The sequence below is a fragment of the Mesorhizobium sp. BH1-1-5 genome, from assembly GCF_020165615.1.
GTDB lineage: Bacteria > Pseudomonadota > Alphaproteobacteria > Rhizobiales > Rhizobiaceae > Mesorhizobium.
Window position 1 is genome coordinate 100,838 of the sequence record NZ_JAIUIM010000011.1, and the last position, 23,537, is coordinate 124,374.

The window sequence follows — 23,537 nt, forward strand, 5'->3', positions numbered from 1 at the left end:
ACAGCCTCTATAGCGTCAAGCGCCGGCCGGCGCGACCCTTTCTTTGCCGCCGAAACCATCCTTGGCGCGATCCCCCAAAAACGGATACAGGCTTTCGCAAAAGACTATGTTCCAGCCAAGTATCGGATCAAATGGCGCTGCCGGCGTGACGTCCCGCCTGATCCAGGCACAACAAATTCCGGCTTTCGCATCATTTACTTGCCGCCGCCGCCGCTCTAGGCCGGCCTGAACCCTCGAATACCTGCAGGGCCGGATTCTCCATGCACCGAGCCGCCTATCTGTTCCTTCTGTCGACCATGCTCTTGTGGGGCGGCAATTCGGTGGCGGGCAAGCTTGCCGTCGGCCATGTCTCGCCAATGACGCTGGTGTTCCTGCGCTGGGTCATGGCGGTGCTGATCCTGCTGCCCGTCGGCTGGCGGACGCTGCGCGAGGATTGGCCCGAGGTGCGCAGCCACTGGCGGCTGCTTGCCGGCCTCGGCGCCTGCGGCTTCACCATCTTCAACGTCATCTTCTACACGGCGCTCAACTACACCACCGCCATCAACGTTTCGATCGAGCAGGCGGCCATCCCGATCGTCATCATCCTTGCCAATTTCATGTTCTTCCGGCTGCGCGTGCAGCCTCTGCAGATCGTCGGCGTCGCGCTTACCATCGTCGGCGTCGCGCTGACCGCCAGCCATGGCGAGCTCGGCCAGTTGCTGAAGCTCGATCTCAATTTCGGCGACGCCATCATGCTCGTCGCGGTGCTTTGCTACAGCCTCTATTCGGTGGGACTGCGCCTCAAGCCGCTAATCCGCTGGCAGAGTTTCATGCTGGCGCTTTCGATCGCCGCGCTGCTGACATCCGTGCCCTTCTTCGTCTGGGAGATCGTGGCCGGCCGCGTCATCGTGCCGGATGCGCATGGATGGGCGCTCACGCTTTATACGGCGCTTGGCGCTTCGGTCGTCTCGCAGGTCCTCTACATCAAGGGTAACGAATTGATCGGCGCCAACCGCGCCGGCCTGTTCATCAACCTGGTGCCGATCTTCGGCACGCTGCTTTCGGTGCTGATCGTCGGCGAGCGGTTTCAGACCTATCAGGCTTTCGCGCTGGCGCTTGTCCTCGGCGGCATTGCTCTTGCCGAATACAGCGGCAGCAGAGCAGCGCTGCAGACTGGATGATATCTGTCGCATCATAAGCCAAGCAGTCATTAGAAACGGCTATCCCATTAAGGATATTGATATTTTCTCTATACCAGAGACTGCGGCGGCATTGACTCTCCCAACTTTCAGCGGACAAATGCCGCAACCGGGTTGCTATTTTCATCGACCAGAGAGGGGATCATGAATTTCCGGATTTTTTTGGCGCTGATCGGCGCTTTCGTCGGCCTTGCCGCCCTTTCAGCACCGGCGTCGGCGGCCACCGTCGCCCACACCACGACGTCGCTGAACGTCCGCAGCGGTCCGGGCGCGCATTATGCCAGGATCGCGACCTTGCCGGCCGGCCAGAGGGTCGAGCTCTACCATTGCGAGGACAGCTGGTGCTCGATCCGCGCCGCCGGTATCCATGGCTGGGCGAGCGCGAGCTATCTCGAACGCTCCCACGTCGTGCGGCCGGTGATCGTGCAGCCGCAAATCGTCATTCGCCCGCCGCATTACCGTCCGCACAGGCCGCACTGGTCGCATAAGCCGCACCGGCCGCGCCCGCCCAAGCCGCCAAGGCCTCACAAGCCGCAATGCAAGATCGCGCCCGGCTTCCCCTGCAAGTGAGCTCGATCAAGGCCTGACGAATTGAAACGCCCCGCTGCTGACGCAGGCGGGGCGTTTCGATTTCAATCGACCAGCACGTTCACTCGCCGCCGACATCAAAGCGAAGCCGCTTCGCCGAGTCGATCGACTTGTGGGCGCGCACCTGCTCGAGCACTTTTTCCGGGAAGGGCGCGTCGAGATAAAGCAGCGCGATCGCGTCGCCGCCCGGCCGGTTGCGGCCGAGTTGGAAGTTGGCGATGTTGACGCCATTCTCGCCGCACACGGTGCCGAGCAGGCCGATGATGCCCGGCGCGTCGGCATTGGTCGTGTAGAGCATGTGCTGGCCGACCTCGGCATCGAGATTGATGCCCTTGATCTGGATGAAGCGCGGCTTGCCGTCGGAGAAGCAGGTGCCGGCGATCGAGCGTGTCCTGTGCTCGGTCGTGACGGTGAGCTTGATGTAGCCGTCGAACACGCCCGACTTGTCGCGCTTGACCTCGGCGACGATGATGCCGCGCTCCTTCACCATGATCGGCGCCGACACCATGTTGACGTCCGAGACCTGCGGCCTGATCAGGCCGGCAAGGGCAGCGCTCACCAGCGCGCGCGTATTCATCGTCGCGGTCGAGCCGTCGAACAGGATCTCGACCTCCTTGATCGGATCCTCGGTGACCTGCCCGACAAAGGCGCCGAGCACTTCGGCAAGCTTGACGAAGGGTTTCAGCCGCGGCGCCTCCTCGGCGGTGATCGAAGGCATGTTGATGGCGTTGGAGACCGCACCCTTGATCAGATAGTCGCTCATCTGCTCGGCGACCTGCAGCGCGACATTCTCCTGCGCCTCGGTGGTCGAGGCGCCGAGATGCGGCGTGGCCACGACATTCTCCATGCCGAACAGCTCATTCTGCTCGGCCGGCTCGACCTCGAAAACGTCGACGCCGGCGCCGCCCACCTTGCCGCTCTTCAGCGCCGCGACCAGATCGGCCTCGACGACCAGCCCGCCGCGGGCGCAATTGATGATGCGCACGCCGTCCTTCATCTTGGCGATCGCGGCCGCATCGATGATGCTGCGCGTCTTGTCGGTCAGCGGCGTGTGCAAGGTGATGAAATCGGCGCGGGCGAAGAGCTCGTCGAGCTCGACCTTCTGGACGCCGAGCTCCTCGGCGCGGCTGTCCGACAGGAACGGATCGAAGGCGATCACATGCATCTTCAGGCCGACGCCGCGCGTGGCGACGATCGAGCCGATATTGCCGCAGCCGATCACGCCCAGCGTCTTGCTGGTGATCTCGACGCCCATGAAGCGGTTCTTTTCCCACTTGCCGGCATGGGTCGAGGCATTGGCCTCCGGTATCTGTCGCGCCAGCGCGAAGATCATCGCCACCGCGTGCTCGGCGGTAGTGATCGAGTTGCCGAAGGGCGTGTTCATCACGATGATACCCTTGCGGCTGGCGGCCGGGATATCGACATTGTCGACGCCGATACCGGCGCGGCCGACGACCTTGAGCTTGCCGGCGGCATTGATCAGCTTCTCGGTGACCTTGGTCGCCGAGCGGATGGCGAGGCCGTCATACTGGCCGATCACTTCGAGCAGCTTTTCCTTGTCCTTGCCGAGATCGGGCAAGTAGTCGACGTCGATGCCGCGATCCTTGAAGATCTGCACGGCGGTGGTGGAAAGTTTATCCGAAACGAGAACGCGGGGCGCCATCACGGCCTCCTTGAAGGGGATTGGATGTGTCGGAAAATGGTGGCGGCCGGAGGCCGCCACGGATTTCAGGCCGCTGCCTTGAGCGACGCCTTCTGCGTGGCGAAGGCCCAGTCGAGCCAGGGCAGCAGCGCTTCGAGATCGGCGGTCTCGACGGTGGCGCCGCACCAGATGCGCAGGCCGGGCGGCGCATCGCGATAGGAACCGATGTCGTAGGCGACGCCTTCCTTGTCGAGCGAAGACACGATGCCCTTGGCGAAGGTCGCCTGTCCGTCGGCATCGAGCGCCGCCACGTCAGGGTCGGTGAAGGAAAGGCACACGGACGTGTTCGAGCGCGTCGCCGGATCGACGCCGAGATGGCCGAGCCACGCCGACTTGCCGGCGAAGCGGTCGAGCACCGCGGCATTGGCGTCCGCGCGGGCGACCAGCGCCTCGAGCCCGCCGATCGACTTCGCCCAGCGGAGCGCGTCGAGATAATCCTCGACGCAAAGCATCGACGGCGTGTTGATGGTCTCGCCCTTGAAGATGCCTTCGATCAGCTTGCCGCCCGAGGTCAGGCGGAAGATCTTCGGCAGCGGCCAGGTCGGCTTGTAAGTCTCCAGCCGCTCGACCGCACGCGGGCTGAGGATCAGCATGCCATGCGCCCCCTCGCCGCCCAGCGCCTTCTGCCAGGAGAAGGTCACGACATCGAGCTTTTCGAAATCGAGCCGTTGCGCGAAGGCGGCCGAGGTCGCGTCGCAGATGGTCAGGCCCTTGCGGTTTGCGGGAATGAAATCACCGTTCGGCACGCGCACGCCCGAGGTCGTGCCGTTCCAGGTGAAGACGACGTCGCGGTCGAAGTCGACCTGCGTCAGGTCGGGCAGCTGGCCGTAGCCGGCCTCGAACTTGCGCACATCGGCGAGCTTGAGCTGCTTGACGACATCGGTCACCCAGCCGGAGCCGAAGCTCTCCCAGGCGACCATGTCGACGCCGCGCTCGCCGAGCAGCGACCACAGCGCCATCTCGACCGCGCCGGTGTCCGACGCCGGCACGATGCCGATGCGGTAGTTCGCTGGAACCTTGAGAATTTCGCGCGTCAGCTCGATAGCCTGCTCGAGCTTGCTCTTGCCGATCTTGGCGCGATGGGAGCGTCCAAGCGCGGCGGCCTTGAGCGCCTCGACCGACCAGCCGGGGCGTTTTGCGCAGGGACCTGAAGAGAAATTGGGGTTTGCCGGACGGAGTCCGGGCTTGGTAAGCGTCGTCATCGTGGTCTATCCTTCCAGATAGTGGCCCCTCGTTGGGGAGGGGTGGCCCACGGACGGCGATATGCGCTTAGGCCTTCGGCGTCAAGAGCAAAGTTTCTGTCGCTGTCAGGATATTCCCTACGACTGGTGCTCGATCCGAAACGAAAACGGCGGACCGCTCAGGATCCGCCGTGGAAACCTCTCAGCCTGCGTGGCTCACCAGAGATCGTAACGCAGCCCAAGCTTGATCTGATGGTTGCTGATGCCTTTGTGGACAGGGAAGGAATTCAGGCTTGCGGCGGTCACATATTCGGCATCCGGCGCGGAGAAATACTGATAGCCGAGATCGATCAGGACATTCTTGGAGACCTGGTAGGCAAGGCCGGCGTTCAATGTGTATGCCAGCGAATATTTTGTTTTGCTGCTGCGCTGAGAGAAGTCGTCGCTTGCATCGCCGTTGTCGGTGAAATAGTTCGCCGAAAGGCTGTATTTGCTTTGAACGATGCCGACACCTGCGCCGATATAGGGCGTGACGCCGACATATGTTCCAAGGTCGACATAGCCGTTCAATATGCCTGAGAAGGCATAGTTCTTGAGGCTTCCGTCTCCCACGGTCGCCGGTGCCACGATGCCTGAGTCATCATAGCTGAAGCTGGCTTTGTTGCCGGGCAGGTAGCCGAGGTTGAGATCGGCGCGGAGATAGTCGTTGAAATGATACCCGAAGCCGACGCTCGCGAAATAGGCGTCCTCGCTCTCGCCGAAGTTTTCGCTGGCGATCGCCGACGGGAAGGTGAAATCCCCGTTTTTGAAGCTTTTCTGCGCCAGATAGGAGACATCGCCGCGCAGGTACCAGCCCGAGCCGACCTCGACCGGCTGGTAGTCCGGCGCCTGGTCGGCATAGACCGGCGGATCGTAGTCCGCCGCCAGCGCCGGCGTCATCGGCAACAGGATGGTTGCGGCAAGCGCTGACGCGATACGCGATCTGGATGTCATGGTCCCCGGCTCCCGAGATTGGCGCAGCCGCGAACGCGGGCGCCGTTTCAAGGAGCCATTGTTAACCATAGTGGTTAAGTGCCGGTTAAGGATAACAGCCGGTTACCGAATTGATTTCGATCGATATTTACCGACGCCGCATAAATGAAAACCGCCCGGCTGGCGCCGGGCGGCTGACGAATTTCGGGATAATGAAGGCGATTACTTGGTGTAGATCGGTTCCGGCTCCGGCTGGTAGGCCACCGGCGCGGCGCAGCCATTGTTGCCGCCGAACTGGTAGCGCAGGCCGCCGCGCACCTCGTGGGTGTTGATGCCGCGATCGAAGCCCGGTCCGGCGCTGCTCGCATCCCAGTCGAACATGCGGCCGCCCTGGATGTGGCTGAAGCGGTAGCCGGCGTCGAGGATCACCTTGTCGGTCAGGCAGTAGGAAGCGCCGGCCATGAGAGCGTAGGCAAAACGCCAGTTGGAGGAGCCCGGATTGGTCTCGGTGGTGTTCGGATCGTGGACCGTGTCCCACTTGACGTGAGCGCCGCCGATGCCGGCGCCGACATAGGGCGTGATGCCATGCCAGGTGCCGATATCGACATAGGCATTGGCCAACAGCAGCAGCGCGCTCATCTTCGACACTTCGGTCGAGGTCGAGACGAGATCAGAGGTCTGGCCGTTGAAGTTCGAGCTGAACCAGTAATCGGCGGTCACGTCCGTGCGGAAGTAGTCGTTGATCTTGTAGCCGACACCGCCACCGAGCGAGAAGCCGCCCTTCAGCTTGCCGAAATCGAAACTCTTGCTGCCCGGTTCGACCGCGCACCCAACCCCGCAGGGGCCCGGAACGATGGCGTAAGTCATGTAGTCGATGCCGCGCACGGTCGACTTGTGATAGTCGATGTCGCCGCGGATATACCAGCCGCCGACATCGATCGGCTGCTGTTCGACGACCGGAGGCGGAGCCTCTTCGATTTGCGGTTCGGGGAGGTCGGCCGCGAAGAGCGGTCCGGCCAAGCCCGCGAACAGCGCGGCAAGCAATGCCATTCTTGCTGTCTTGAACATTCTGTCACCCCTAAGAAGCCTCGGGACGACATCGCCCGAAGTTGATTGACCTCGGGTTTGGATAATGAATTGCAAAGGTTAAAAGCCGTTTAACCGTACTGATTAACCACGAATCTATACAATTTTAGATGGAACGCCGTTGTCCGACGGCCCGTCCGGCAACGAAAAAGCCCGCCTTGCGGCGGGCTTGAAGACGTTGCGTAACCCCGGCGACGGGGTCAGGCGGCGCTGCGGGTCTCCTGCAGGATGTCGACGATGTCGTTGACGACCGCTTCGACCAGTCGCGGATCGTCGCCCTCGGCCATGACGCGGATGAGCGGCTCGGTGCCGGAGGGCCGGATGACGAGACGACCGGACGTGCCGAGCCGGTTGCGTCCTTCCTCGATCGCCGCCTTGACCGGCGCTTCCTCCAGCGGCTTGCCGCCGGAGATGCGCACATTCTTCAAGAGCTGCGGTACCGGCTCGAACTTCTTCGACAGCTCGCTGACCGGGCGGTTCTGCCGCTTGATGCAGGCCAGCACCTGCAGCGCCGAGACGAGGCCGTCGCCGGTGGTCGAGAAGTCGGAAAGCACGATATGGCCGGACTGCTCGCCGCCGACATTCAAGCCGTGCGCGCGCATGTGCTCGACCACATAGCGGTCGCCGACCTTGGTCCGGTGCAGCTGCAGCTTCATGTCGCCGAGGAAGCGTTCCAGGCCGAGATTGGACATCACGGTGGAGACGACGCCGCCGCCGGCCAGCCGTCCGCTCTGGTGCCAGGATTCGGCGATCAGCGCCATGATCTGGTCGCCGTCGACGATCGCTCCGTTCTCGTCGACGATGACGACGCGGTCGGCGTCGCCGTCGAGCGCGATGCCGATGTCGGCGCGCACCTCGTGCACCTTCTTCTGCAGGCCGGCCGGATGGGTCGAGCCGCATTCCTTGTTGATGTTGAAGCCGTTCGGCTCGACATTGATCGCCACCACCTCGGCGCCGAGTTCCCACAGCGCCTCGGGCGCCACCTTGTAGGACGCGCCGTTCGCGCAGTCGACGACGATCCTCAGGCCCGAAAGCGACATCGAGCGCGGCAGCGTGCGCTTGGCGAATTCGATATAGCGGTCATGCACGCCATCGACGCGCTTGGCGCGGCCGAGCCCGTCGGAATCGGCAAGCGCCAGCTCGATGTCCTTGTCGAGCATGCCTTCGATGCGTTCCTCGATCTCGTCGGAAAGCTTGTAGCCGTCGGGACCGAAGAGCTTGATGCCGTTGTCGTAGTAAGGATTGTGCGAGGCCGAGATCATCACGCCGATGTCGGCGCGCAGCGACCGCACCAGCATGGCGACGGCGGGCGTCGGTATGGGGCCGAGCAGGAACACGTCCATGCCGGCGGCGCACAGGCCCGCAACCATGGCGTTCTCGATCATGTAGCCGGAAAGCCGCGTGTCCTTGCCGAGCACGACGCGATGACGGTGATTGCCGCGCTGGAAGGAGAGTCCGGCGGCCATGCCGACGCGCATGGCGACCTCGGCCGTCATCGGAAATTTGTTGGCGCGTCCGCGGATACCGTCGGTGCCGAAATACTGACCTGCCATGTGCCTTATAGTCCCCGTCGGTTTTTCAGCCGCCCGTATTGCCACAATTGGGCCGCATCCGATCATCAAATTTCATGATTATATATTACCAATCCTTAGAAAATCATTGTCGCGGGCGATGCAAATGATCCTAGGGCCTAACACATCTTCTCGCTGTGGGGCTAGTATGCCTGCCAGGGGGCAGCTTTTCGTCATGCGTTCGCATGGAGAACCTCGGCGGCGTAGCAGCGAACCGGCAAGCAATTCATCACCTTATCGGGAGCAACACACTTTGTGACGGCGCCCGTGCCGGAAGCATCTGGCGCAACCGGACATTGAGCGTTATTGATTTGGCATAGGGACACTCATTGGCGGCAGCAAGGGAGAAAACGCCATGCTTATTCATAGACTTGCAGCTTTGACGGGGATCGCCGTCGCAACCTTGTTCCTGGCGGCGCCGGCCAACGCGCTGACCATGGCCGAGTGCAGCACCAAGTATAACGCGGCCAAGGATGCGGGAACGCTTTCCGGCCAGACCTGGAACCAGTTCCGCAAGGCGCAGTGCGGCAGCGACGCTTCCGCCGCGACCGACACCAAGGCCGCCACTGATGCCAAGGCGGTGACCGATACGAAGGCCGCCGACACCAAGCCTGCCAAGAAGACGAAGGCGGCTGCCGCCACTACCGACGACGCGGCCAAGGGCCTGAGCTCCAAGGAATGCAGCGCCAAATACCAGGCTGCAAAAGCTGGCGGCACGCTGAACGGCATGAAGTGGAACGACTTCCGCAAGGCCGAGTGCGGCCCCGGCGCAACCGCCGCGGCTGCCACCGACACCAAGCCTGCCAAGACAACCAAGACCTCGACCGCGGCTGCCGACGGCGGCAAGGGCCTGAGCATGGCCGAATGCAGCACCAAGTACCAAGCTGCGAAAACGGCGAATACGCTGAAGGGCATGAAGTGGAACGACTTCCGCAAGGCCGAGTGCGGCGCCGGCGCCGACGATGACGACACCGTGCCGGCTCCGACGGAAGCGACCTACACCAGCGAACCGGCCAAGCCGAGCGTCGCCGCGCCGAAGGGCGTGAGCTTCCCGAAGGCGATTTCGCCGAAATTCGCCACCGAGACCCCGGCCAAGGGCCGCATGCATACCTGCCTCGAGCAGTACTACGCCAACAAGGATGCCAACACGCTGAACGGTCTGAAGTGGATCCAGAAGGGCGGCGGCTTCTACAGCCTGTGCAATGCCAAGCTGAAGAGCTGATCGCCTAATTATTCGAAGAGAAAAGGCCCGCGCATCGCAAGATGCGCGGGCTTTTGTTGCGCGCGAAGACGCCGCGGCCTTGCCCGCATCTGCATATCGCGGGACTTGTCGGCATCATCGATTCCCCCATACTGCCCCACCATCAGGCTTATCGGTAGTTGCAAAGATTCTTGTTGAACATATAGGGAACAAACAGTATACAAAAAGACATCGAACTTATTATCAATCAGGAGGGTCTTATGTTCAGTTTGAAATTGGCGGCGTTGGCTGTGACGGCATTGGTCTCTTGGAATGCCACGCCTGCAAGCGCACTAACGATGAAGGAATGCGGCGAGACCTATCGGACAGCCAAGGAAGGCGGCACTCTGAACGGCATGGACTGGGCCGCTTTCCGCAAGGAGAAATGCGCGACGTCCGCCGCGGAGAGTGTCAGCGCGGATGCGGTCAAAACCGAGGAGCAGCAGAAAAAGGAAACCAGTGCGGCGGTCGCCCCCACTGTAGCGCCGGCGGGCGTGACATTCCCGACTATCCTCGCCGCCGAGTTCAAGTCCGAAAAACCCGCGAAGGCCCGGATGAAGACCTGCCTGCAGGGTTACCACGACAACAAGGAGGCGGGTACGTTGAACGGCCTTCGCTGGATCCAGAAGGGCGGCGGTTACTACAGCCTCTGCAATGCGCGGCTGAAAGCTGAATCATAAAAATCGAATACGGCGGATAGAGCCGTTCACCGTTTTTCCCGCAGACTTTGAGCCATCATTCTCGGCCGTGTCCGAGGATCTGCGGTCGGGCGATATCTGGGCGTCGGGACGAGGGAAGTCTTGCCTTGTCTCCAATTGCCAAACAAAAACGCCGCGGACCAAGCCGCGGCGTTTCTCGATCAGTCTTCCGCGCACCAACCTCAGCCCTGTGGCTGCGGCTCCATACCGCCTTCAGGCTCGGAGCCCTTCTTGCGGCGGCCGCCCGTGCCGGCCTTCGGCACGGCCGAGCCGCGGCTGGGCGGAGTGTCGTCGCCAAGATCGCGGGCGGGCTTGTTGCCCGCAATCAGCTGCTTGATCTCGTCGCCGGACAGCGTCTCGTATTCGAGCAGCCCCTCGGCCAGCGCGATCCATTCCTTCTTCTTCTTGGTCAGGATCGCTTTCGCCGTCGAATAGGCGTCGTCGATCAGCCGCCGCACCTCGGCGTCGATGATCTGCGCCGTCTCTTCCGAGATGTTCTGCGTGCGCGCCACCGAATGCCCGAGGAAGACTTCTTCCTGGTTGTCGCCATAGGCGACATGGCCGAGCTTGTCGGAGAAGCCCCAGCGCGTGACCATGGCGCGCGCCAGCTTGGTCGCCTGCTCGATATCGGAGGAGGCGCCCGAGGTGATGTTCTCCTTGCCGAACTTGAACTCCTCGGCGACGCGGCCGCCCATCATGATCGCAAGCCGCGAGACCATGTATTTGTAGCTCATCGAATAGCGGTCGCCTTCCGGCAGCTGCATGACCATGCCAAGCGCGCGGCCGCGCGGGATGATGGTCGCCTTGTGCAGCGGATCGGCCGACGGCACGTTGAGCGCCAGGATGGCGTGGCCGGCCTCGTGATAGGCGGTCAGCTCCTTCTCGGCCTGGGTCATCGCCGACGAGCGGCGCTCCGCGCCCATCATGATCTTGTCCTTGGCGTCCTCGAACTCGGCCATGGTGACGAGGCGCTTGTTGCGGCGCGCCGCCATCAGCGCGGATTCGTTGACGAGGTTCATCAGGTCGGCGCCGGAGAAGCCCGGCGTGCCGCGCGCGACGACCTTGAGGTCGACATTGGGCGCCAGCGGCACGTTGCGCACATGCACCTTGAGGATCTTCTCGCGGCCGACGATATCGGGGTTCGGCACCACCACCTGGCGGTCGAAACGGCCGGGCCTGAGCAGCGCCGGGTCGAGAACGTCGGGCCGGTTGGTGGCGGCGATCAGGATGATCGACTCGTTGGATTCGAAACCGTCCATTTCGACCAGCAGCTGGTTCAGCGTCTGCTCGCGTTCGTCATTGCCGCCGCCGAGGCCGGCGCCGCGATGACGGCCGACGGCGTCGATTTCGTCGATGAAGATGATGCAGGGCGCGTTCTTCTTGGCCTGGTCGAACATGTCGCGCACGCGGCTTGCGCCGACGCCGACGAACATCTCGACGAAGTCCGAGCCGGAAATGGTGAAGAACGGCACGTTGGCCTCGCCGGCGACGGAGCGGGCGAGCAGCGTCTTGCCGGTGCCGGGCGGGCCGACCAGGAGCACGCCGCGCGGGATCTTGCCGCCGAGGCGCTGGAACTTCTGCGGATCGCGCAGGAACTCGACGATCTCTTCGAGGTCTTCCTTGGCCTCGTCGACGCCGGCGACGTCCTGGAAGGTGACGCGGCCATGCGCCTCGGTCAGAAGCTTGGCCTTCGACTTGCCGAAGCCCATCGCTCTTCCGGAACCGGACTGCATCTGGCGCATGAAGAATATCCACACGCCGAGGATCAGGATCATCGGCAGCCACGAGATCAGGTAGCCGAACAGCGAATTGGAGCCGTCGGTTTCAGGCTTGGCGGTGATGGTGACGTTCTTGTCCTGCAGCCTGGAGACCAGCGACGGATCGCCGGGCGAATAGGTCTGGAAGCCGTTGGCGTTGTCCGTGTAGTTGCCGAATATGCGGGCGCCGGCGATGGTCACGCTCTTGACCCGGCCGGAGGCGACGTCCTGCAGGAACTGCGAATAGGCGATATCCGTCGTGGCACCGCGCGTCTGGGGCGTCTGGAAAAGATTGAACAGGGCGATGAGCAGGACCGCTATGATCGCCCAGAGCGCGAGGTTGCGATAATTCGGATTCATCTATTGTCCCGTTGGGGTCCGCGCACGGACCCGCGATGATGGAGAAGCTTGGGCCTAACATAGGGAGAGCGCCTCCCCTTGCCAAGCAGAACAGCACGTATCGGTTAAGCTTTCGCCCACCCTCGCCCGCCATCATGGCCGTGGAATGGCGGCGCCGGCAACGGCGGCGCGCCGACAAGCGCCGCCACGGCGGCAGCCGGCTCGAGGTCGAAGGACGGCAGGAAGCGCGCAAAAGGGGCCACCGCCGGAACGATCGAGACCGATTGCAAGCCGGCATTGCCGCCAGCAAAATCAAGGCGTTCGGCGCCGGACCACAGCGAAGGTTCCGCGGCAAGCGCCGCGCGTGACAGGCTTGGTGGAATATCTTCGCTCAAGGGCGCTTGCCGAGCGGCAGCGGACCCAAGCGGCGCGATCACCAAGCCGCCCGGCCAGTCTTTCAAATTGATGCGTGCGTCCAAAGTGACGCGCCGCCGGCCATCCCAAAGCTCTTCGTCTACCAGTGGCGCGGGCGCGGGCAGGTTGCGGTTTTCGCGGCGAAGGAAAATGCCGGTTCGCCGCGCATCGACCACCGTCCGCGACAATGTGGCGCAAAGCGGCGCCGATCGCAGTCGGGAAAACAGCGCGGCGCAGCGCGCCTCGTCGGCGACAAAGGACGTGCCGCCGACCGCGGCCAAAAGGATGCGGAGCGCATAGATGGCCGCCTCGCCATCCGCATGCGCGGAGAATTCGCGATCCAGGCGAATGAGGCCCGGAACCGGGCTGCCGGCAAAGGCGTCGATGAGCACGGCGGCGCGGTGGCCGATGTCGTGGCGCTCACCGGCCGCCTGTCCTGCTTTCGCCAGCGCTTCGGCGATACGCTGTTCGCCCTCGCCGTGCGCGAGCTTTGCCCGCACGCGCGGCCGCTCGAAGCGGGCATCTTCATTGGTCGGGTCCTCGATCCAGCCGATGTCGCGAGCCCGCAGCATCTCGCGCAGCGCCGCGCGCCTTATGCCGAGCAGCGGCCGCACGATCCATGTTCGCCAGTCGTGCAGCGTGGCGGGCGCCATGCCGGCGAGGCCCCGGCCTTCATCGTCGCGCGCCTGCCGCATCAGCACCGTCTCGGCCTGGTCGTCGGCGGTGTGGCCGGTCAGGATCAGCTTGATGCCTTCGGCATCGGCCGCTTCGGCAAGCAGCCTGTAGCGCGCCTCGCGCGCGGCGGCCGGCAGACCGGTCGCGGGCTTGTCGCCGTGCCAGGCGAGAATGCGATGCGCGATGCCGCGCTCGGCGCAGAAACGGGCAACCTGCCGCGCCTCGACGGCCGAACCTGGCCTTAGGCCATGATCGACGGTCACCGCGAGCAGCCTGGCGCCCGATGCGGTCCGATCGAAGTAATCCTTGAGGAGAATAAGCAGGGCGGTCGAGTCGCTGCCGCCGGACACGGCTGCAACGGCGCCGGTCGAAAAGTCTAGGTCGGAGAAAAGGTGGTCTGAAAAGTGAGCTTTGGTATCGGGCGTCAGCACGCCGCCAGAGCCTTTTCCTGCTTGATGCGTTCCTTGAGCGCGCCGGAAACGTCGGGATAGCGCTTGCCGATCTCGCTGAAGGTGGCGCAGGCCACGTCGTTTTGCTTCAGGCCGACCAGCGAAACGCCGAGCTTGAGCAGCATGTCGGGCGCCTTCTTGGCCTTCGGGTATTCCTTGCTGGCGGCGAGGAAGATCTCGGCCGCGTCACGGTATTTCTGCTGGCCGAGCAGCGACTCGCCCAGCCAGTAATGCGCATCCGCCGCCTTGGCGTCCTTGGGGAAGCGCGAAATATGATCGCGAAAACCCTGTTCGGCGGTCGGGTAATCGCCCGACAGGATGAACTGGTAGGAGTTGCGGTAGAGCTCGTCGGGATCGTTGGTCGACGGCAGGGCGGCGACTTGCGTGTCGCCGGCCTTGTTCTTCTTGGCCGGCGTCTCGGCGGAAGGAGCGTTTGCGGTGGCCGCCGGGGCTTCCGCCGGCGCGCTGGCCTGCGAACCGGTCTCGGCATTGACGACATTGCCGTTCTTGTCGACGGTGATAGTGCCGAAATCCTTCGGCGGCGCGCCGGTGATCAGCTTGCCGGGATCGCCGGTCTGCGATTCCACGATGACGTCGCCGACGCTCTTGCCGCCGCCATTTTGCCCGCCCGCGTCGGCCGGCGCCTGCGTCGCCGGGGCCTGGGCGACGCTGTTGTCGGTTCCGGCATCGCCGGCGCCGGCATCGCCGAGATTGGTGTTGCCGTCATTGCCGTTCCCGCCCTGGGGCGCGGCCTCCGATTTCTTCTGCCCGGCCGGCTTGGCGCCGCCTTGCGAACCGCCTTCGAGCTGCTGGAAGCGGAACTCGTTGTCTTCCTGCTGCTTGCGCATCTGTTCCTGCATCTGCAGGATCTGGAAGTTGAGCTCCTCGATCTTGCCGTTCATCTGGCGAAGCTGGTCCTCCAGCCCCGTCATGCCGCCGCTGCTGTCCTGGGCGAGCTGCGCCTGCTCCGGCTTCTTCTTGTCGCCGAAGATGCCGAGCGTCGGCAGATGGAAGGTGAACCCGGCGTCGGAGGCCCGCGCGGCGCTGTCGGCCGAGGCGGCAAGGCTCGGGAGGCTTGATACGAGCAGCAGCGCAAGCGTGCCGCTCAGGACCGTTCTGAAATGCATTCTGTCTCTCGCGGTGGGTGTTGGCCTGATGCGCCTTTCCAAATCAAACAGTGGGAGGAAGCGCCCTCGCGCTCATAGCAGGACGCGAGACTTCGGCCAAATTTTGTTTCAAGCCGTTGCAAATGAAAAAGGCGGCCCTGAGGCCGCCTTTCATTTTGGGATGTTGTATTTTTGCCGCCGGGGCCGCCTGGCGCCATTGGCGAAAATCGATCAGGAGCCGGCGCCGGAAAGCGTGGTGACGGCGCGGCGGTTCTGCGACCAGCAGGAGATGTCGTCGCAGACCGCGACCGGACGCTCCTTGCCGTAGGAAATCGTCTTCAGGCGGCTGGCGGGGACGCCCTTGGAAACCAGGAAGTCGCGCGTGGCGGCGGCGCGGCGGGCGCCCAGCGCCAGATTGTACTCACGCGTGCCGCGTTCGTCGGCATGGCCTTCGATGACGATCGCGTACTGGCGATACTGGTTGAGCCACTGCGCCTGGCGCCCCAGCGTGGTCTGCGCATCGGCGCGGATCGACGCGGAATCGGTATCGAAGAAGATGCGGTCGCCGATGTTGACGGTGAAGTCCTGCGCCGAGCCCGGCGTCGCGGCGCCGGCACCGTTGAGGCCGAGATCGGCCGCGCTGTTCGGGGTCTTCTTCGACGCGCAGCCGGTGATGGCGAGAGCCGCCACGAGCGCGATCATCGCCGGGTTTCTGGTAAGTGCTGCGATACGGCCCATGCCGCCTCTCCTTCGCATATAAGTGATTTCGTTGATCACCCAGTAACCACGTTTGGGTTAACCGGCATTCAAGAAACACGGTTAATGTTTGGTTTCGAGCCGCCGTCCTCGGCCGTTTTTGTCGGGCTCACATTGCGTGCGGACCGTAGGCGGAAATGCGGCCAAAACATGAAAAAAAGAGGAATTGAGGAACTGAAGAACTGAGGAACTGAAGAAAAGGGGATCAAGCCAGCTTCTCTCGAAGGCTCACGAGCATCCCATGGATTTGGGCATAGGACTGCCGCCAAGCGTCGAGTTGGGGCCGAGAGATGTATTGAAGGTCAAACGCGTAAGATATCCACGTCTCCGCTTCGCTGCATGATCCAATCGCCATCGAAACGAAGCGAGCGAATTCAGCTTTGGAGTGGCTTTGCTTGGCAAATCCCTCAGCCAGATTGGCACATATGCCTTTACTCGAGCGACGCAATTGATCAGATAGCGCGTATTGCTCAATTTTTGGAAAAGTAAGGGTGGCTCTATGCACCTCGAGAGAGACTGCGTAAGCGCGTTTGTAGGCTTCCAAGTCTCGCCCGCGCTCAACGAAGCGCCCTGGCTTCTCCATTCCCCAGTTCCCGAGTTCTTCAGTTCTTCAGTTCTTCAGTTCTTCAGTTCCTCAGTTCCTACTCAAGAAGCGGCGACCAAGCCGGATCCGAAGCGTAGTTCGCGGTCGGGATCTGCTGCTCGTTGCGGCCGGTGAGATCGACCGAGATCAACTTGGGTCCACCGCCGGCGTCGCGGAAGAACATCAGCACGCGGCCGTTCGGCGCCCAGGTCGGGCCCTCCTGCTGGAAGCCGGAGGACAGGATGCGCTCGCCCGAGCCGTCGGTCTTCATGACGCCGATCTGGAATTCGCCGCCGCTCTGCTTGGTGAAGGCGATGAGGTCGCCGCGCGGCGACCAGACCGGCGTCGAATAGACGCCGTCGCCGAAGGAGATGCGGTGCGGGTTGGAGCCGTCCGCGCCCATGACGTAGATCTGCGAGCGGCCGCTGCCGCCGCCGCGGTCGGAGGTGAAGACGACCTGCGAGCCATCCGGCGAATAGGAGGGCGAGGTGTCGATGGCGGTCGAATCGGTCAGCCGCGTGGTCGACCGGCTCCTCAGGTCCATGGCGAAGATGTTGGAATTGCCGTCGTCGCGCAGCAGGCTCATGATCACCTTCTGGCCATCGGGCGAAAAGCGCGGCGCGAACGTCATGCCCGGGAAATTGCCGACCAGCTCGCGCTGCCCGGTTTCGATCTGCAGGAGATACACTTTCGGCTGTCCGCTCTCATAGGACATATAGGTGATTTCCTGCCGGTTCGGCGAGAAGCGCGGCGTCAGGACGATAGCGCGGCCGTCGGACAGATAGCGCACATTGGCGCCGTCCTGGTCCATGATGGCGAGGCGCTTCTTGCGCGCGTTCTTGGCTCCGGATTCGTCGACGAAGACGACGCGGGTATCGAAATAGCCTTTCTCGCCGGTGATCTTCTCATAGATCGCATCGGCGATGATGTGCGCGACACGGCGTTGATTGGCGTCGTTGGCGAAAAACTGCTCGCCGGCCAGCTGCGTGTTGCCAAAGATATCCCACAGCCGGTACTGGGCGCGGATGCGGCCATCCGCCTCCTTGCTCACGCTGCCGGTGACCAGCGCCTGCGCATTGATGACTTTCCAGTCGTCGAAACGGGGCTGGGCATCCGGATTCGTGATCTTTTCGACGAAGGCGGCCTTGTCGATCGGCGCGAACAGTCCTGACCGTTTCAGATCGGCGGCTACGATTTCCGATATCTGTGGCCCAAGTCCTCCCTGAAAGTCGGGGATGGCGATCGGCATCGGCTCGACATTGCCTTTGTTGACGTTGAGCTCGAGGGTTGCCCGAGCAGGCAAGGTGGCGACGGAAATTATGCCTACCGCCATTGCGGCGACCATCAGGAGCGGCTTGAGGATGGATTTCATGTCTTCTCGCTTCTCTTGCTGATTTTTTGGGTGCTCAGGCTACAGGCCAAGCATCGCCCTTGGATCGAAGTTGACGCGAACGTCGGACCAGATGTCTTGCTTGCCGGCGGGAACCTGCAGCCCGGCGACATCGCATTTCTGCACGGCGCGAACCGCGCTGGCGTCGAATTGAGGGTTGCCGCTGGACTTTTCGACGGTCGGGCGGCCCTCCAGCTTGCCGGAGGCGTTCAGGTTGAAACGGATGACCACGGTGAAGTCCTCGGATCCTTCGAGGCCGACCGGAAGCGTCCAGCAACCACCGAGCTGATCCTCCAGCGCTCCTTGCTCCGACCGGGAGAGCTTCTGGCCCTGATCCTTTTCGCCGCCGAGCGAGGCCTGCTGGGTCGAGCGCTTGGCGCCGCCGCCGGATGGCTTCTGCTTGTCGAGCAGGGCCGTTATCTCGTCGGCGTTGAACTGCTTCTCGTCCGATTTCTTCTTGGAAGACGCTTCCTTTACCGGCTTGTCGGCGTCCTTGCGGTCCGGCGCCTTGGCGCTCTCGGCCTGGGCCGGCTGCGGCTTCGGCCGCGCTTCCGGCGCGGGTGCTGAATCCGGCAGCTTCGCCTCATCCGTGGGCTGATCCTGCGAGATCGCCTCGGCCACCGCGTCCGGCTTCACCTCTTCCTTCGGGATAGCGGCGGTTGTGTCCTTCGGCGGAGTCGGCGCCGGTTGCTTGGCCGGCGTCGGCTTGGGCTCCGTCTGCTTGACCGGCTCGGGCTTGACCTCTTCCTTCGGCGTCGGCGTCGGCGCGACCTCGGTCGCCGGGGTCGGCTTCGGCTTCTCCTGCGGCTTCGGCACGTCCTCGACCGCCGGCTTCTCGACCGGCGTCGGCGCGGGCGGCGGCGCCGCCGTCTTGTCGACTGGCTTCGGCTTGGCTTCGTCCGTCACCGGCTTGTCGGTGTCGACGGTGTTCTCGCCGACTTTCTGGGCATCTGGAACGACATCCGGGCGCTTCGTCGGAACAGGCGCCGGCTTGTCATGCATCACCGACTTCTTGTCGCCCTGCAGCGTCTGTGCGATCGCCTCCATCGGCACGATGTCGACCGCCACCGACTCCACGTCGGAGGCAGGCATCGCCGGCGGCGACGACAGCGTGAACAGCCCGAAGGCCAGCGCCACCGCGTGCAAGATCACCGAAGAGGTGAGACCGGTCCGCATTTGGCGTCTACTGATCCTGTTCCTGCAGCGAGACCAGGCCGATATTCTTGTAGCCGGCCGCCGATATGCGGGCCATGACCTTCATCGCCGTGCCATAGTCCGTCGACTTGTCGCCGCGGATGAAGATGCGCTCGTCATAGCCGGTCTTGGAAATCGCCTGCAGCTTGGCCACCAATTCGTCGATCGGGATCTCGGTCTCCTGCAAGAAAATCTTGCCCGCGGCGTCGATCGAAACGGTTATCGGCTGCGTGTCGACATTCATCGCCTTGGCCTGCGTGTCCGGCAGGTCGATCGGCACCCCGACGGTGAGCAGCGGCGCCGCGACCATGAAGATGATCAACAGCACCAGCATCACGTCGACCATCGGCGTGACGTTGATTTCAGACATCAGGGCATGGTGACGGCCACGGCGCCTATGGCCGCGCCCACCTCGCCCCGAGCCACCTGCGCCAGCAGCAGACATCCCCATGATCGTTCCTCAGGCCTTCTGCGCTACTTTTTCATCGATTTGGCGCGAGAGTATGGCGGAGAACTCGTCCGAGAACCCTTCCATGCGCACGCCGAGTTTGTTCGCGTCCGATGACAGCTTGTTGTAGGCGATGACCGCCGGAATGGCCGCGAGCAGGCCGATCGCGGTCGCGAGCAGCGCTTCCGCGATGCCGGGCGCCACCACCGACAGGCTGGTGTTCTTCGAGGCGGCGATCGCCTGGAACGACGTCATGATGCCGATGACGGTGCCGAACAGCCCGATGAAGGGCGCGGCCGAGCCGGTGGTGGCGAGGAAGCCGAGGCGGCCCTCCAGCCTTTCCATCTCGCGTGTCAGCGCCAGGTCCATGGCCTTGTCGATGCGGGTCTGGAGCGCCAGCGGCGATTTCGCGCCCTTTTCGAAGCTCTTCTTCCATTCGCGCATGGCGGCGACGAAGATCGCGCCCATGCCGGTGGTCTTGCGGTCGGCCAGCGTGCGGTAGAGGTCTTCAAGCGACTGCCCGGACCAGAATATCTGTTCGAAGCGGTTCAGCGCCAACTTCATCCGGCTATAGGCGACGAGCTTGTCGATGATGATGGCCCAGGTCCAGATCGACGCGCAGAGCAGGCCGATCATGACCAGCTTGACCACCCAGCCGGCCTGCATGAACAACGCCCAGATCGACAGATGCGCGCCCGGGTCGGCGAGTGCGATGTTTTCCATGACTTAAGTCCTTAAGGTTTTCCGGGCATCGCTGGCGGCTGGCCCATGGGCATTCCTTTGGTCCGATCGCGCGAAGCTTGAAGCTTGCGGGATAAGCCCCGAATGCACCGTTTCGCGGCCTTTTCGAGGCAAATATTGGTGAAAGGAAGGCGCACGGATTGCGCCAATCTTCGCCAATTCCTTCATGAACCGTTATGGTTAAGGATGGGTTAGGACGTAAGGCGCGGCGCATTGCCGCGCATGGCCAGGGCTAGCGGGCGAGGTGCGATGCAAAGGCAAGCTGAGATTCTGGTCAGGCCGGCCTCACCCGAATATCAGCTTGCCCGAGGCATAAAAGCCGCAATCCATTCCTTCGGAAAGCGCTTCGGCCGGCCGCTTTCGCCGACGATCGCCGCTTCGACTTTCGCCTCGACCAGCACATCGCCGCCGCGCTTCAATTGCTGGCCCATGAAGATGCGGGCGCCGGAAATATCGTCGGTGCGCGTGTCGATGGTGAGGATATCGTCCATGCGCGCCGGCGAACGGAAGTCGATCTCCATGCGCCGCACCACCCAGACGATGCGCTCGCCATGCTTGCCGTCCAGGAGCTCGGTGTGATGGACGCCGGTCAGCCTCAGATAGTCGGAGCGGCCGCGCTCGAGGAATTCGAGATAGCGCGCATGGTAGACGACGCCGGAGAAATCGGTGTCGGCATAGTAGACCCTGGCCATCAGCCGATGGCCGAAATCCGTCAGCGCGCCGGAAAGCCCGGCGCTGAGCGCCGCCGATTCACCATGATCGTCCATCGCGCTTTCCTTTTTCGGCCCAGAAAGGCACCTAAGGCCCGCGGGCTTTAGGCATTTTTCTATGCGTGTCGTTGTCCCAAAAACCGCTGCACACTTTTCGGCGACACGCACTGTTTCTCGCGCGGGAACGGGATGGCACTGTTGGGCACGATGATCAAGACCTTGCTGGCGGCGCTGCTTGCGTTTGCCGCTTTGGCGTTGCCGGCCGGGGCGGCGACGTTCTCGATGAAACGCGGCCTCAATCTCGACCAGTGGGTGACCTGGCCGGCCGAGGACAAATGGGGCGAGCGCCAGGCGATCCTGCCCTATCCGGAGTGGCGCAAATTCCTCAAGGAGGACGACTTCAAGGCGCTCAAGGATGCCGGCCTCGACTTCCTGCGCATGCCGGTCGATCCCGCGCCCTTTCTTTCGGAGCAGACCACGGCCCTTCGCGACGGCCTCTATGCCAGCGTGCTGGACTCGGCGCGCATGATCAACCGCGCCGGGCTCAAGGTGGTCGTCGACCTGCATCTGATCCCCGCAGGCGGCAACCGCAAGATCGGCATGGGGCAGGTGATGGACGATCCTGCCGTCTTCGACGCCTATGCCGAGCTGGTGCGCAACATGGCGCGGACGCTGGCCAAGGAAGACCCCAATCAGGTCGCGCTGGAGCTGATGAACGAGCCGATCGTCGATTGCGACGCGAACCGCACCAATCTTTGGCCCGACCGCCAGAAGAAGCTTTTCGCGGCTGCGCGCGCCTCGGCCACCAGGCTCACGCTCATATTGACCGGCGGCTGCTATTCGAACGCGGAGTCGCTGTCCAGGATCGATCCCAAAACCATCGCGGATGACAACATCATCTGGACCTTTCACTCCTACGATCCATTCCTTCTGACGCATCAGGGCGCGACCTGGGCCGGCGATTTCATCCAATACGTCACCGGCCTGCCATACCCGCTGACGGCCGTTCCGAAGGCGCAACTGGACATGACGCTGGACACGATCCGCGACCGGATCAGGGCCGAGGCGCCCTGGGCGCGACGGAGCGGCCTGCTCAGCTATCTCGACGAGCAGGTCGCGGCCCTGGATACCCCCGAGAAGCTGCTCGGCGTGATGGATCAACCGTTCGCGACGGTCGACGCCTGGGCGAAGGCCAACGGCGTCAAACCGCAGGACATCACGCTCGGCGAATTCGGCATGATCCGCAAGGAATATGGCAACGGCTTCGTCATGCCGGCCGCATACCGCGCCGCCTATGCGCGCGACATGATAGCCCGCGCCGAGGCGCATGGCTTTTCCTGGTCGGTCTGGAGCTATGGCGGCGCCTTCGGCATCGTCGACGCCTTCGACGGCGAGAAGGCCGAGCCGGACGTGATGGATATGATCAGGTCGCTGCGCTGAGGGGCTTGGGGGTTGAAGCCGCCCCAACGTCGTCATTCCATGGCGGAGCAAGGAGCGAAGCGACGCGCGCAGACCATAGAATCCATTCCGTGACTTGGAAGCGCCGCCACGGTGCGGAATTTTGCTCCGAAGCACCTTCGATCAAGGGCCACGGCATGGATCGCGAAGGCGTTTCGCCCAATCTCCAACGCATGCCACCTGCCAACGCAAACAGAGCCGGCCGGTCAAAATCCCTGTGCCGGGGAACTAATGCATGTCGCCCAAAAGTGCGCAGCGGTTTTGGGGGAACGACATGCATCAAAACAAAGACTTAAAGCGCGTCGCCTGAATCCGTTTCAGCGCGACGCGCTTTAGCCAAGGTCGATCTGCAGGATCTCCGGCCGCACCCCGAAACGTATCGGGGCGATGCTGAAGCCCAGCCCTCCCGAAACGATCAGGTTGCGGTCGTTCTCGACGACGTGGCCGTAGGCGTAGCGGTTGCCATAGGCGGAGGGCACGACCGGCGAATAGCCGAACAGCCGCACCTGTCCGCCATGCGTGTGCCCCGACAAGGTAAGCGAGACCCTCCGGGGCACTTTCGGAAAAATATCCGGCTCATGCGCAAGCAGGATGATGGGATCGGTGTCGCCGACCTTGGCGAGTGTGCCGGGAAGGTCGTCGAGGCCGGTGAGCCCATAGCGGCCCTTCGCCCGGTCCGGCAACAGCGCAATCTGGTCGGCCAGGCCGGCGATCCAGAAGCCCTGGCCGTCCTTTTCCAGGCGCACGACGTCGTTCTCGAGCACCGGAATGCCGACGGCCTCCAGCGCCTTGCGAGAAATGGTCGGCCCTGCCCCCGCTGCCTGCGCTGAGCGGTCCTCCCACCAGTCATGATTGCCGAGGATCGAGAACACGCCGAGCGGCGCCTTGAGCCCGGAGAGCGCGGACGCCCATTCCGACGCGTTCACCCAGCCGGTCACAATCCGGGTCCCGGCGGGGTAGTCGCCAAGCATGACGATGACGTCCGGCTGCAGCGCATTGGCCTCTTCGGCGAGCGCCGCGATCCGCTCCGGCGTCATCCAGGGCCGACAGGCATGGATGTCGGCCAGCGCCACGACACGCAGCTTGAGCCCGGCCGGCCAGTGCGGCGGCGTCAGCGTGTAGCGCTTCACATGGGTCAGCAGCATCGGCTCGATGCCGACCGCATAGGCGCCGAGCGACACCATGGCGAAGGCCGAGCCGCCAACAAGGCGCAGGAAGGCGCGTCTGGTGATCATAGGTCAGCCCCAAGCCCTTGGTATTCCATCCAACAAGCCTGGCTTAAAGGCGGCAATTGCGCCCTC

The 23,537-nt window shown here is 63.3% G+C and carries 21 protein-coding genes; 5 read left to right on the forward strand and 16 right to left on the reverse strand.

The window, feature by feature from the left end; genetic code table 11:
* The first annotated feature begins 260 nt into the window (after positions 1 to 260).
* Together LB572_RS16595 and LB572_RS16600 are read left to right on the forward strand one after the other, a co-directional pair.
* On the forward strand, positions 261 to 1,160 hold the full coding sequence (locus LB572_RS16595) for a DMT family transporter (protein ID WP_140803274.1): 900 nt from the start codon (positions 261 to 263) through the stop codon (positions 1,158 to 1,160).
* 162 nt (positions 1,161 to 1,322) lie between these two features.
* Positions 1,323 to 1,748: an SH3 domain-containing protein gene (locus LB572_RS16600; RefSeq protein ID WP_224668449.1), complete on the forward strand. Its 426-nt coding sequence runs from the start codon at positions 1,323 to 1,325 to the stop codon at positions 1,746 to 1,748.
* Positions 1,749 to 1,827: 79 nt separating this feature from the next.
* Here LB572_RS16600 and serA read toward each other — a convergent pair whose 3' ends face one another.
* The 5 genes from serA to glmM all read right to left on the reverse strand — a co-directional run bounded on the left by serA (position 1,828) and on the right by glmM (position 8,260).
* Positions 1,828 to 3,429: a phosphoglycerate dehydrogenase gene (serA, locus tag LB572_RS16605; protein ID WP_140803276.1), complete on the reverse strand. Its 1,602-nt coding sequence runs from the start codon at positions 3,427 to 3,429 to the stop codon at positions 1,828 to 1,830.
* A 65-nt stretch (positions 3,430 to 3,494) separates the two neighbouring features.
* Positions 3,495 to 4,670 (reverse strand): phosphoserine transaminase, encoded by a 1,176-nt coding sequence (locus LB572_RS16610; RefSeq protein ID WP_224668450.1) that lies wholly within the window; start codon positions 4,668 to 4,670, stop codon positions 3,495 to 3,497.
* A 195-nt stretch (positions 4,671 to 4,865) separates the two neighbouring features.
* Positions 4,866 to 5,642 (reverse strand): outer membrane protein, encoded by a 777-nt coding sequence (locus tag LB572_RS16615; protein ID WP_224668451.1) that lies wholly within the window; start codon positions 5,640 to 5,642, stop codon positions 4,866 to 4,868.
* A gap of 201 nt (positions 5,643 to 5,843) precedes the next feature.
* On the reverse strand, positions 5,844 to 6,689 hold the full coding sequence (locus LB572_RS16620; protein ID WP_140803279.1) for an outer membrane protein: 846 nt from the start codon (positions 6,687 to 6,689) through the stop codon (positions 5,844 to 5,846).
* A gap of 218 nt (positions 6,690 to 6,907) precedes the next feature.
* A complete protein-coding gene (glmM, locus tag LB572_RS16625) occupies positions 6,908 to 8,260 on the reverse strand; it encodes a phosphoglucosamine mutase (protein ID WP_224668452.1) in 1,353 nt (450 codons plus the stop codon).
* Between the two features lie 373 nt (positions 8,261 to 8,633).
* Between glmM and LB572_RS16630 the strand changes: the two genes are divergently transcribed.
* Both LB572_RS16630 and LB572_RS16635 read left to right on the forward strand, forming a co-directional pair.
* A complete protein-coding gene (locus tag LB572_RS16630; protein ID WP_224668453.1) occupies positions 8,634 to 9,500 on the forward strand; it encodes a hypothetical protein in 867 nt (288 codons plus the stop codon).
* Positions 9,501 to 9,739: 239 nt separating this feature from the next.
* Positions 9,740 to 10,198, forward strand: a complete 459-nt coding sequence (locus LB572_RS16635) for a hypothetical protein (RefSeq protein ID WP_224668454.1) — start codon at positions 9,740 to 9,742, stop codon at positions 10,196 to 10,198.
* A gap of 200 nt (positions 10,199 to 10,398) precedes the next feature.
* On the opposite strand, the gene ftsH is transcribed toward LB572_RS16635, so the two are convergent.
* The 10 genes from ftsH to ybgC all read right to left on the reverse strand — a co-directional run bounded on the left by ftsH (position 10,399) and on the right by ybgC (position 20,835).
* Entirely contained in the window at positions 10,399 to 12,333 is a 1,935-nt protein-coding gene (gene ftsH, locus LB572_RS16640; RefSeq protein ID WP_140803283.1) for an ATP-dependent zinc metalloprotease FtsH, read from the reverse strand.
* Between the two features lie 104 nt (positions 12,334 to 12,437).
* Positions 12,438 to 13,832 carry a tRNA lysidine(34) synthetase TilS gene (gene tilS / locus LB572_RS16645; RefSeq protein WP_412033567.1) on the reverse strand — a complete coding sequence of 465 codons (1,395 nt, stop codon included), beginning with the start codon at positions 13,830 to 13,832 and terminating at the stop codon, positions 12,438 to 12,440.
* Complete coding sequence (ybgF, locus tag LB572_RS16650) at positions 13,826 to 14,977, reverse strand: tol-pal system protein YbgF (RefSeq protein WP_224668455.1); 1,152 nt, start codon at positions 14,975 to 14,977, stop codon at positions 13,826 to 13,828. The genes tilS and ybgF overlap by 7 nt, the downstream gene beginning before the upstream one ends.
* A gap of 210 nt (positions 14,978 to 15,187) precedes the next feature.
* Positions 15,188 to 15,694 (reverse strand): peptidoglycan-associated lipoprotein Pal, encoded by a 507-nt coding sequence (gene pal / locus LB572_RS16655; protein ID WP_140803285.1) that lies wholly within the window; start codon positions 15,692 to 15,694, stop codon positions 15,188 to 15,190.
* A 223-nt stretch (positions 15,695 to 15,917) separates the two neighbouring features.
* Positions 15,918 to 16,295, reverse strand: coding sequence for a four helix bundle protein (locus tag LB572_RS16660; RefSeq protein WP_224668456.1), 378 nt, complete (start codon positions 16,293 to 16,295; stop codon positions 15,918 to 15,920).
* Between the two features lie 58 nt (positions 16,296 to 16,353).
* Complete coding sequence (tolB, locus tag LB572_RS16665) at positions 16,354 to 17,667, reverse strand: Tol-Pal system beta propeller repeat protein TolB (protein WP_140803287.1); 1,314 nt, start codon at positions 17,665 to 17,667, stop codon at positions 16,354 to 16,356.
* A 39-nt stretch (positions 17,668 to 17,706) separates the two neighbouring features.
* A complete protein-coding gene (locus LB572_RS16670; RefSeq protein ID WP_140803288.1) occupies positions 17,707 to 18,861 on the reverse strand; it encodes an energy transducer TonB in 1,155 nt (384 codons plus the stop codon).
* Between the two features lie 7 nt (positions 18,862 to 18,868).
* On the reverse strand, positions 18,869 to 19,330 hold the full coding sequence (gene tolR, locus LB572_RS16675; RefSeq protein ID WP_140803289.1) for a protein TolR: 462 nt from the start codon (positions 19,328 to 19,330) through the stop codon (positions 18,869 to 18,871).
* 9 nt (positions 19,331 to 19,339) lie between these two features.
* Positions 19,340 to 20,050 (reverse strand): protein TolQ, encoded by a 711-nt coding sequence (gene tolQ / locus LB572_RS16680; protein ID WP_140803290.1) that lies wholly within the window; start codon positions 20,048 to 20,050, stop codon positions 19,340 to 19,342.
* Positions 20,051 to 20,364: 314 nt separating this feature from the next.
* On the reverse strand, positions 20,365 to 20,835 hold the full coding sequence (gene ybgC, locus LB572_RS16685; protein WP_140678886.1) for a tol-pal system-associated acyl-CoA thioesterase: 471 nt from the start codon (positions 20,833 to 20,835) through the stop codon (positions 20,365 to 20,367).
* Positions 20,836 to 20,967: 132 nt separating this feature from the next.
* On the opposite strand from ybgC, the gene LB572_RS16690 reads away from it, so the two are divergent.
* A complete protein-coding gene (locus tag LB572_RS16690; RefSeq protein ID WP_224668457.1) occupies positions 20,968 to 22,218 on the forward strand; it encodes a glycoside hydrolase family 5 protein in 1,251 nt (416 codons plus the stop codon).
* A gap of 350 nt (positions 22,219 to 22,568) precedes the next feature.
* Here LB572_RS16690 and LB572_RS16695 read toward each other — a convergent pair whose 3' ends face one another.
* A complete protein-coding gene (locus tag LB572_RS16695; protein ID WP_224668458.1) occupies positions 22,569 to 23,471 on the reverse strand; it encodes a metallophosphoesterase in 903 nt (300 codons plus the stop codon).
* Positions 23,472 to 23,537: the final 66 nt, after the last annotated feature.

What these genes read in the sequence shown, in the direction of transcription:
- LB572_RS16630 (WP_224668453.1), top strand. Translation starts at nt 8,634, where the DNA reads ATGCTTATTCATAGACTTGCAGCTTTGACGGGGATCGCCGTCGCAACC.
- glmM (WP_224668452.1), bottom strand. Translation starts at nt 8,260, where the DNA reads ATGGCAGGTCAGTATTTCGGCACCGACGGTATCCGCGGACGCGCCAAC.
- LB572_RS16600 (WP_224668449.1), top strand. Translation starts at nt 1,323, where the DNA reads ATGAATTTCCGGATTTTTTTGGCGCTGATCGGCGCTTTCGTCGGCCTT.
- tolB (WP_140803287.1), bottom strand. Translation starts at nt 17,667, where the DNA reads ATGAAATCCATCCTCAAGCCGCTCCTGATGGTCGCCGCAATGGCGGTA.
- serA (WP_140803276.1), bottom strand. Translation starts at nt 3,429, where the DNA reads ATGGCGCCCCGCGTTCTCGTTTCGGATAAACTTTCCACCACCGCCGTG.
- LB572_RS16670 (WP_140803288.1), bottom strand. Translation starts at nt 18,861, where the DNA reads ATGCGGACCGGTCTCACCTCTTCGGTGATCTTGCACGCGGTGGCGCTG.
- pal (WP_140803285.1), bottom strand. Translation starts at nt 15,694, where the DNA reads ATGGGCCGTATCGCAGCACTTACCAGAAACCCGGCGATGATCGCGCTC.
- LB572_RS16660 (WP_224668456.1), bottom strand. Translation starts at nt 16,295, where the DNA reads ATGGAGAAGCCAGGGCGCTTCGTTGAGCGCGGGCGAGACTTGGAAGCC.
- LB572_RS16595 (WP_140803274.1), top strand. Translation starts at nt 261, where the DNA reads ATGCACCGAGCCGCCTATCTGTTCCTTCTGTCGACCATGCTCTTGTGG.
- ybgF (WP_224668455.1), bottom strand. Translation starts at nt 14,977, where the DNA reads ATGCATTTCAGAACGGTCCTGAGCGGCACGCTTGCGCTGCTGCTCGTA.
- LB572_RS16615 (WP_224668451.1), bottom strand. Translation starts at nt 5,642, where the DNA reads ATGACATCCAGATCGCGTATCGCGTCAGCGCTTGCCGCAACCATCCTG.
- LB572_RS16635 (WP_224668454.1), top strand. Translation starts at nt 9,740, where the DNA reads ATGTTCAGTTTGAAATTGGCGGCGTTGGCTGTGACGGCATTGGTCTCT.
- LB572_RS16610 (WP_224668450.1), bottom strand. Translation starts at nt 4,670, where the DNA reads ATGACGACGCTTACCAAGCCCGGACTCCGTCCGGCAAACCCCAATTTC.
- tolQ (WP_140803290.1), bottom strand. Translation starts at nt 20,050, where the DNA reads ATGGAAAACATCGCACTCGCCGACCCGGGCGCGCATCTGTCGATCTGG.
- LB572_RS16620 (WP_140803279.1), bottom strand. Translation starts at nt 6,689, where the DNA reads ATGTTCAAGACAGCAAGAATGGCATTGCTTGCCGCGCTGTTCGCGGGC.
- ybgC (WP_140678886.1), bottom strand. Translation starts at nt 20,835, where the DNA reads ATGGACGATCATGGTGAATCGGCGGCGCTCAGCGCCGGGCTTTCCGGC.
- tolR (WP_140803289.1), bottom strand. Translation starts at nt 19,330, where the DNA reads ATGGGGATGTCTGCTGCTGGCGCAGGTGGCTCGGGGCGAGGTGGGCGC.
- LB572_RS16695 (WP_224668458.1), bottom strand. Translation starts at nt 23,471, where the DNA reads ATGATCACCAGACGCGCCTTCCTGCGCCTTGTTGGCGGCTCGGCCTTC.
- LB572_RS16690 (WP_224668457.1), top strand. Translation starts at nt 20,968, where the DNA reads ATGGCACTGTTGGGCACGATGATCAAGACCTTGCTGGCGGCGCTGCTT.
- ftsH (WP_140803283.1), bottom strand. Translation starts at nt 12,333, where the DNA reads ATGAATCCGAATTATCGCAACCTCGCGCTCTGGGCGATCATAGCGGTC.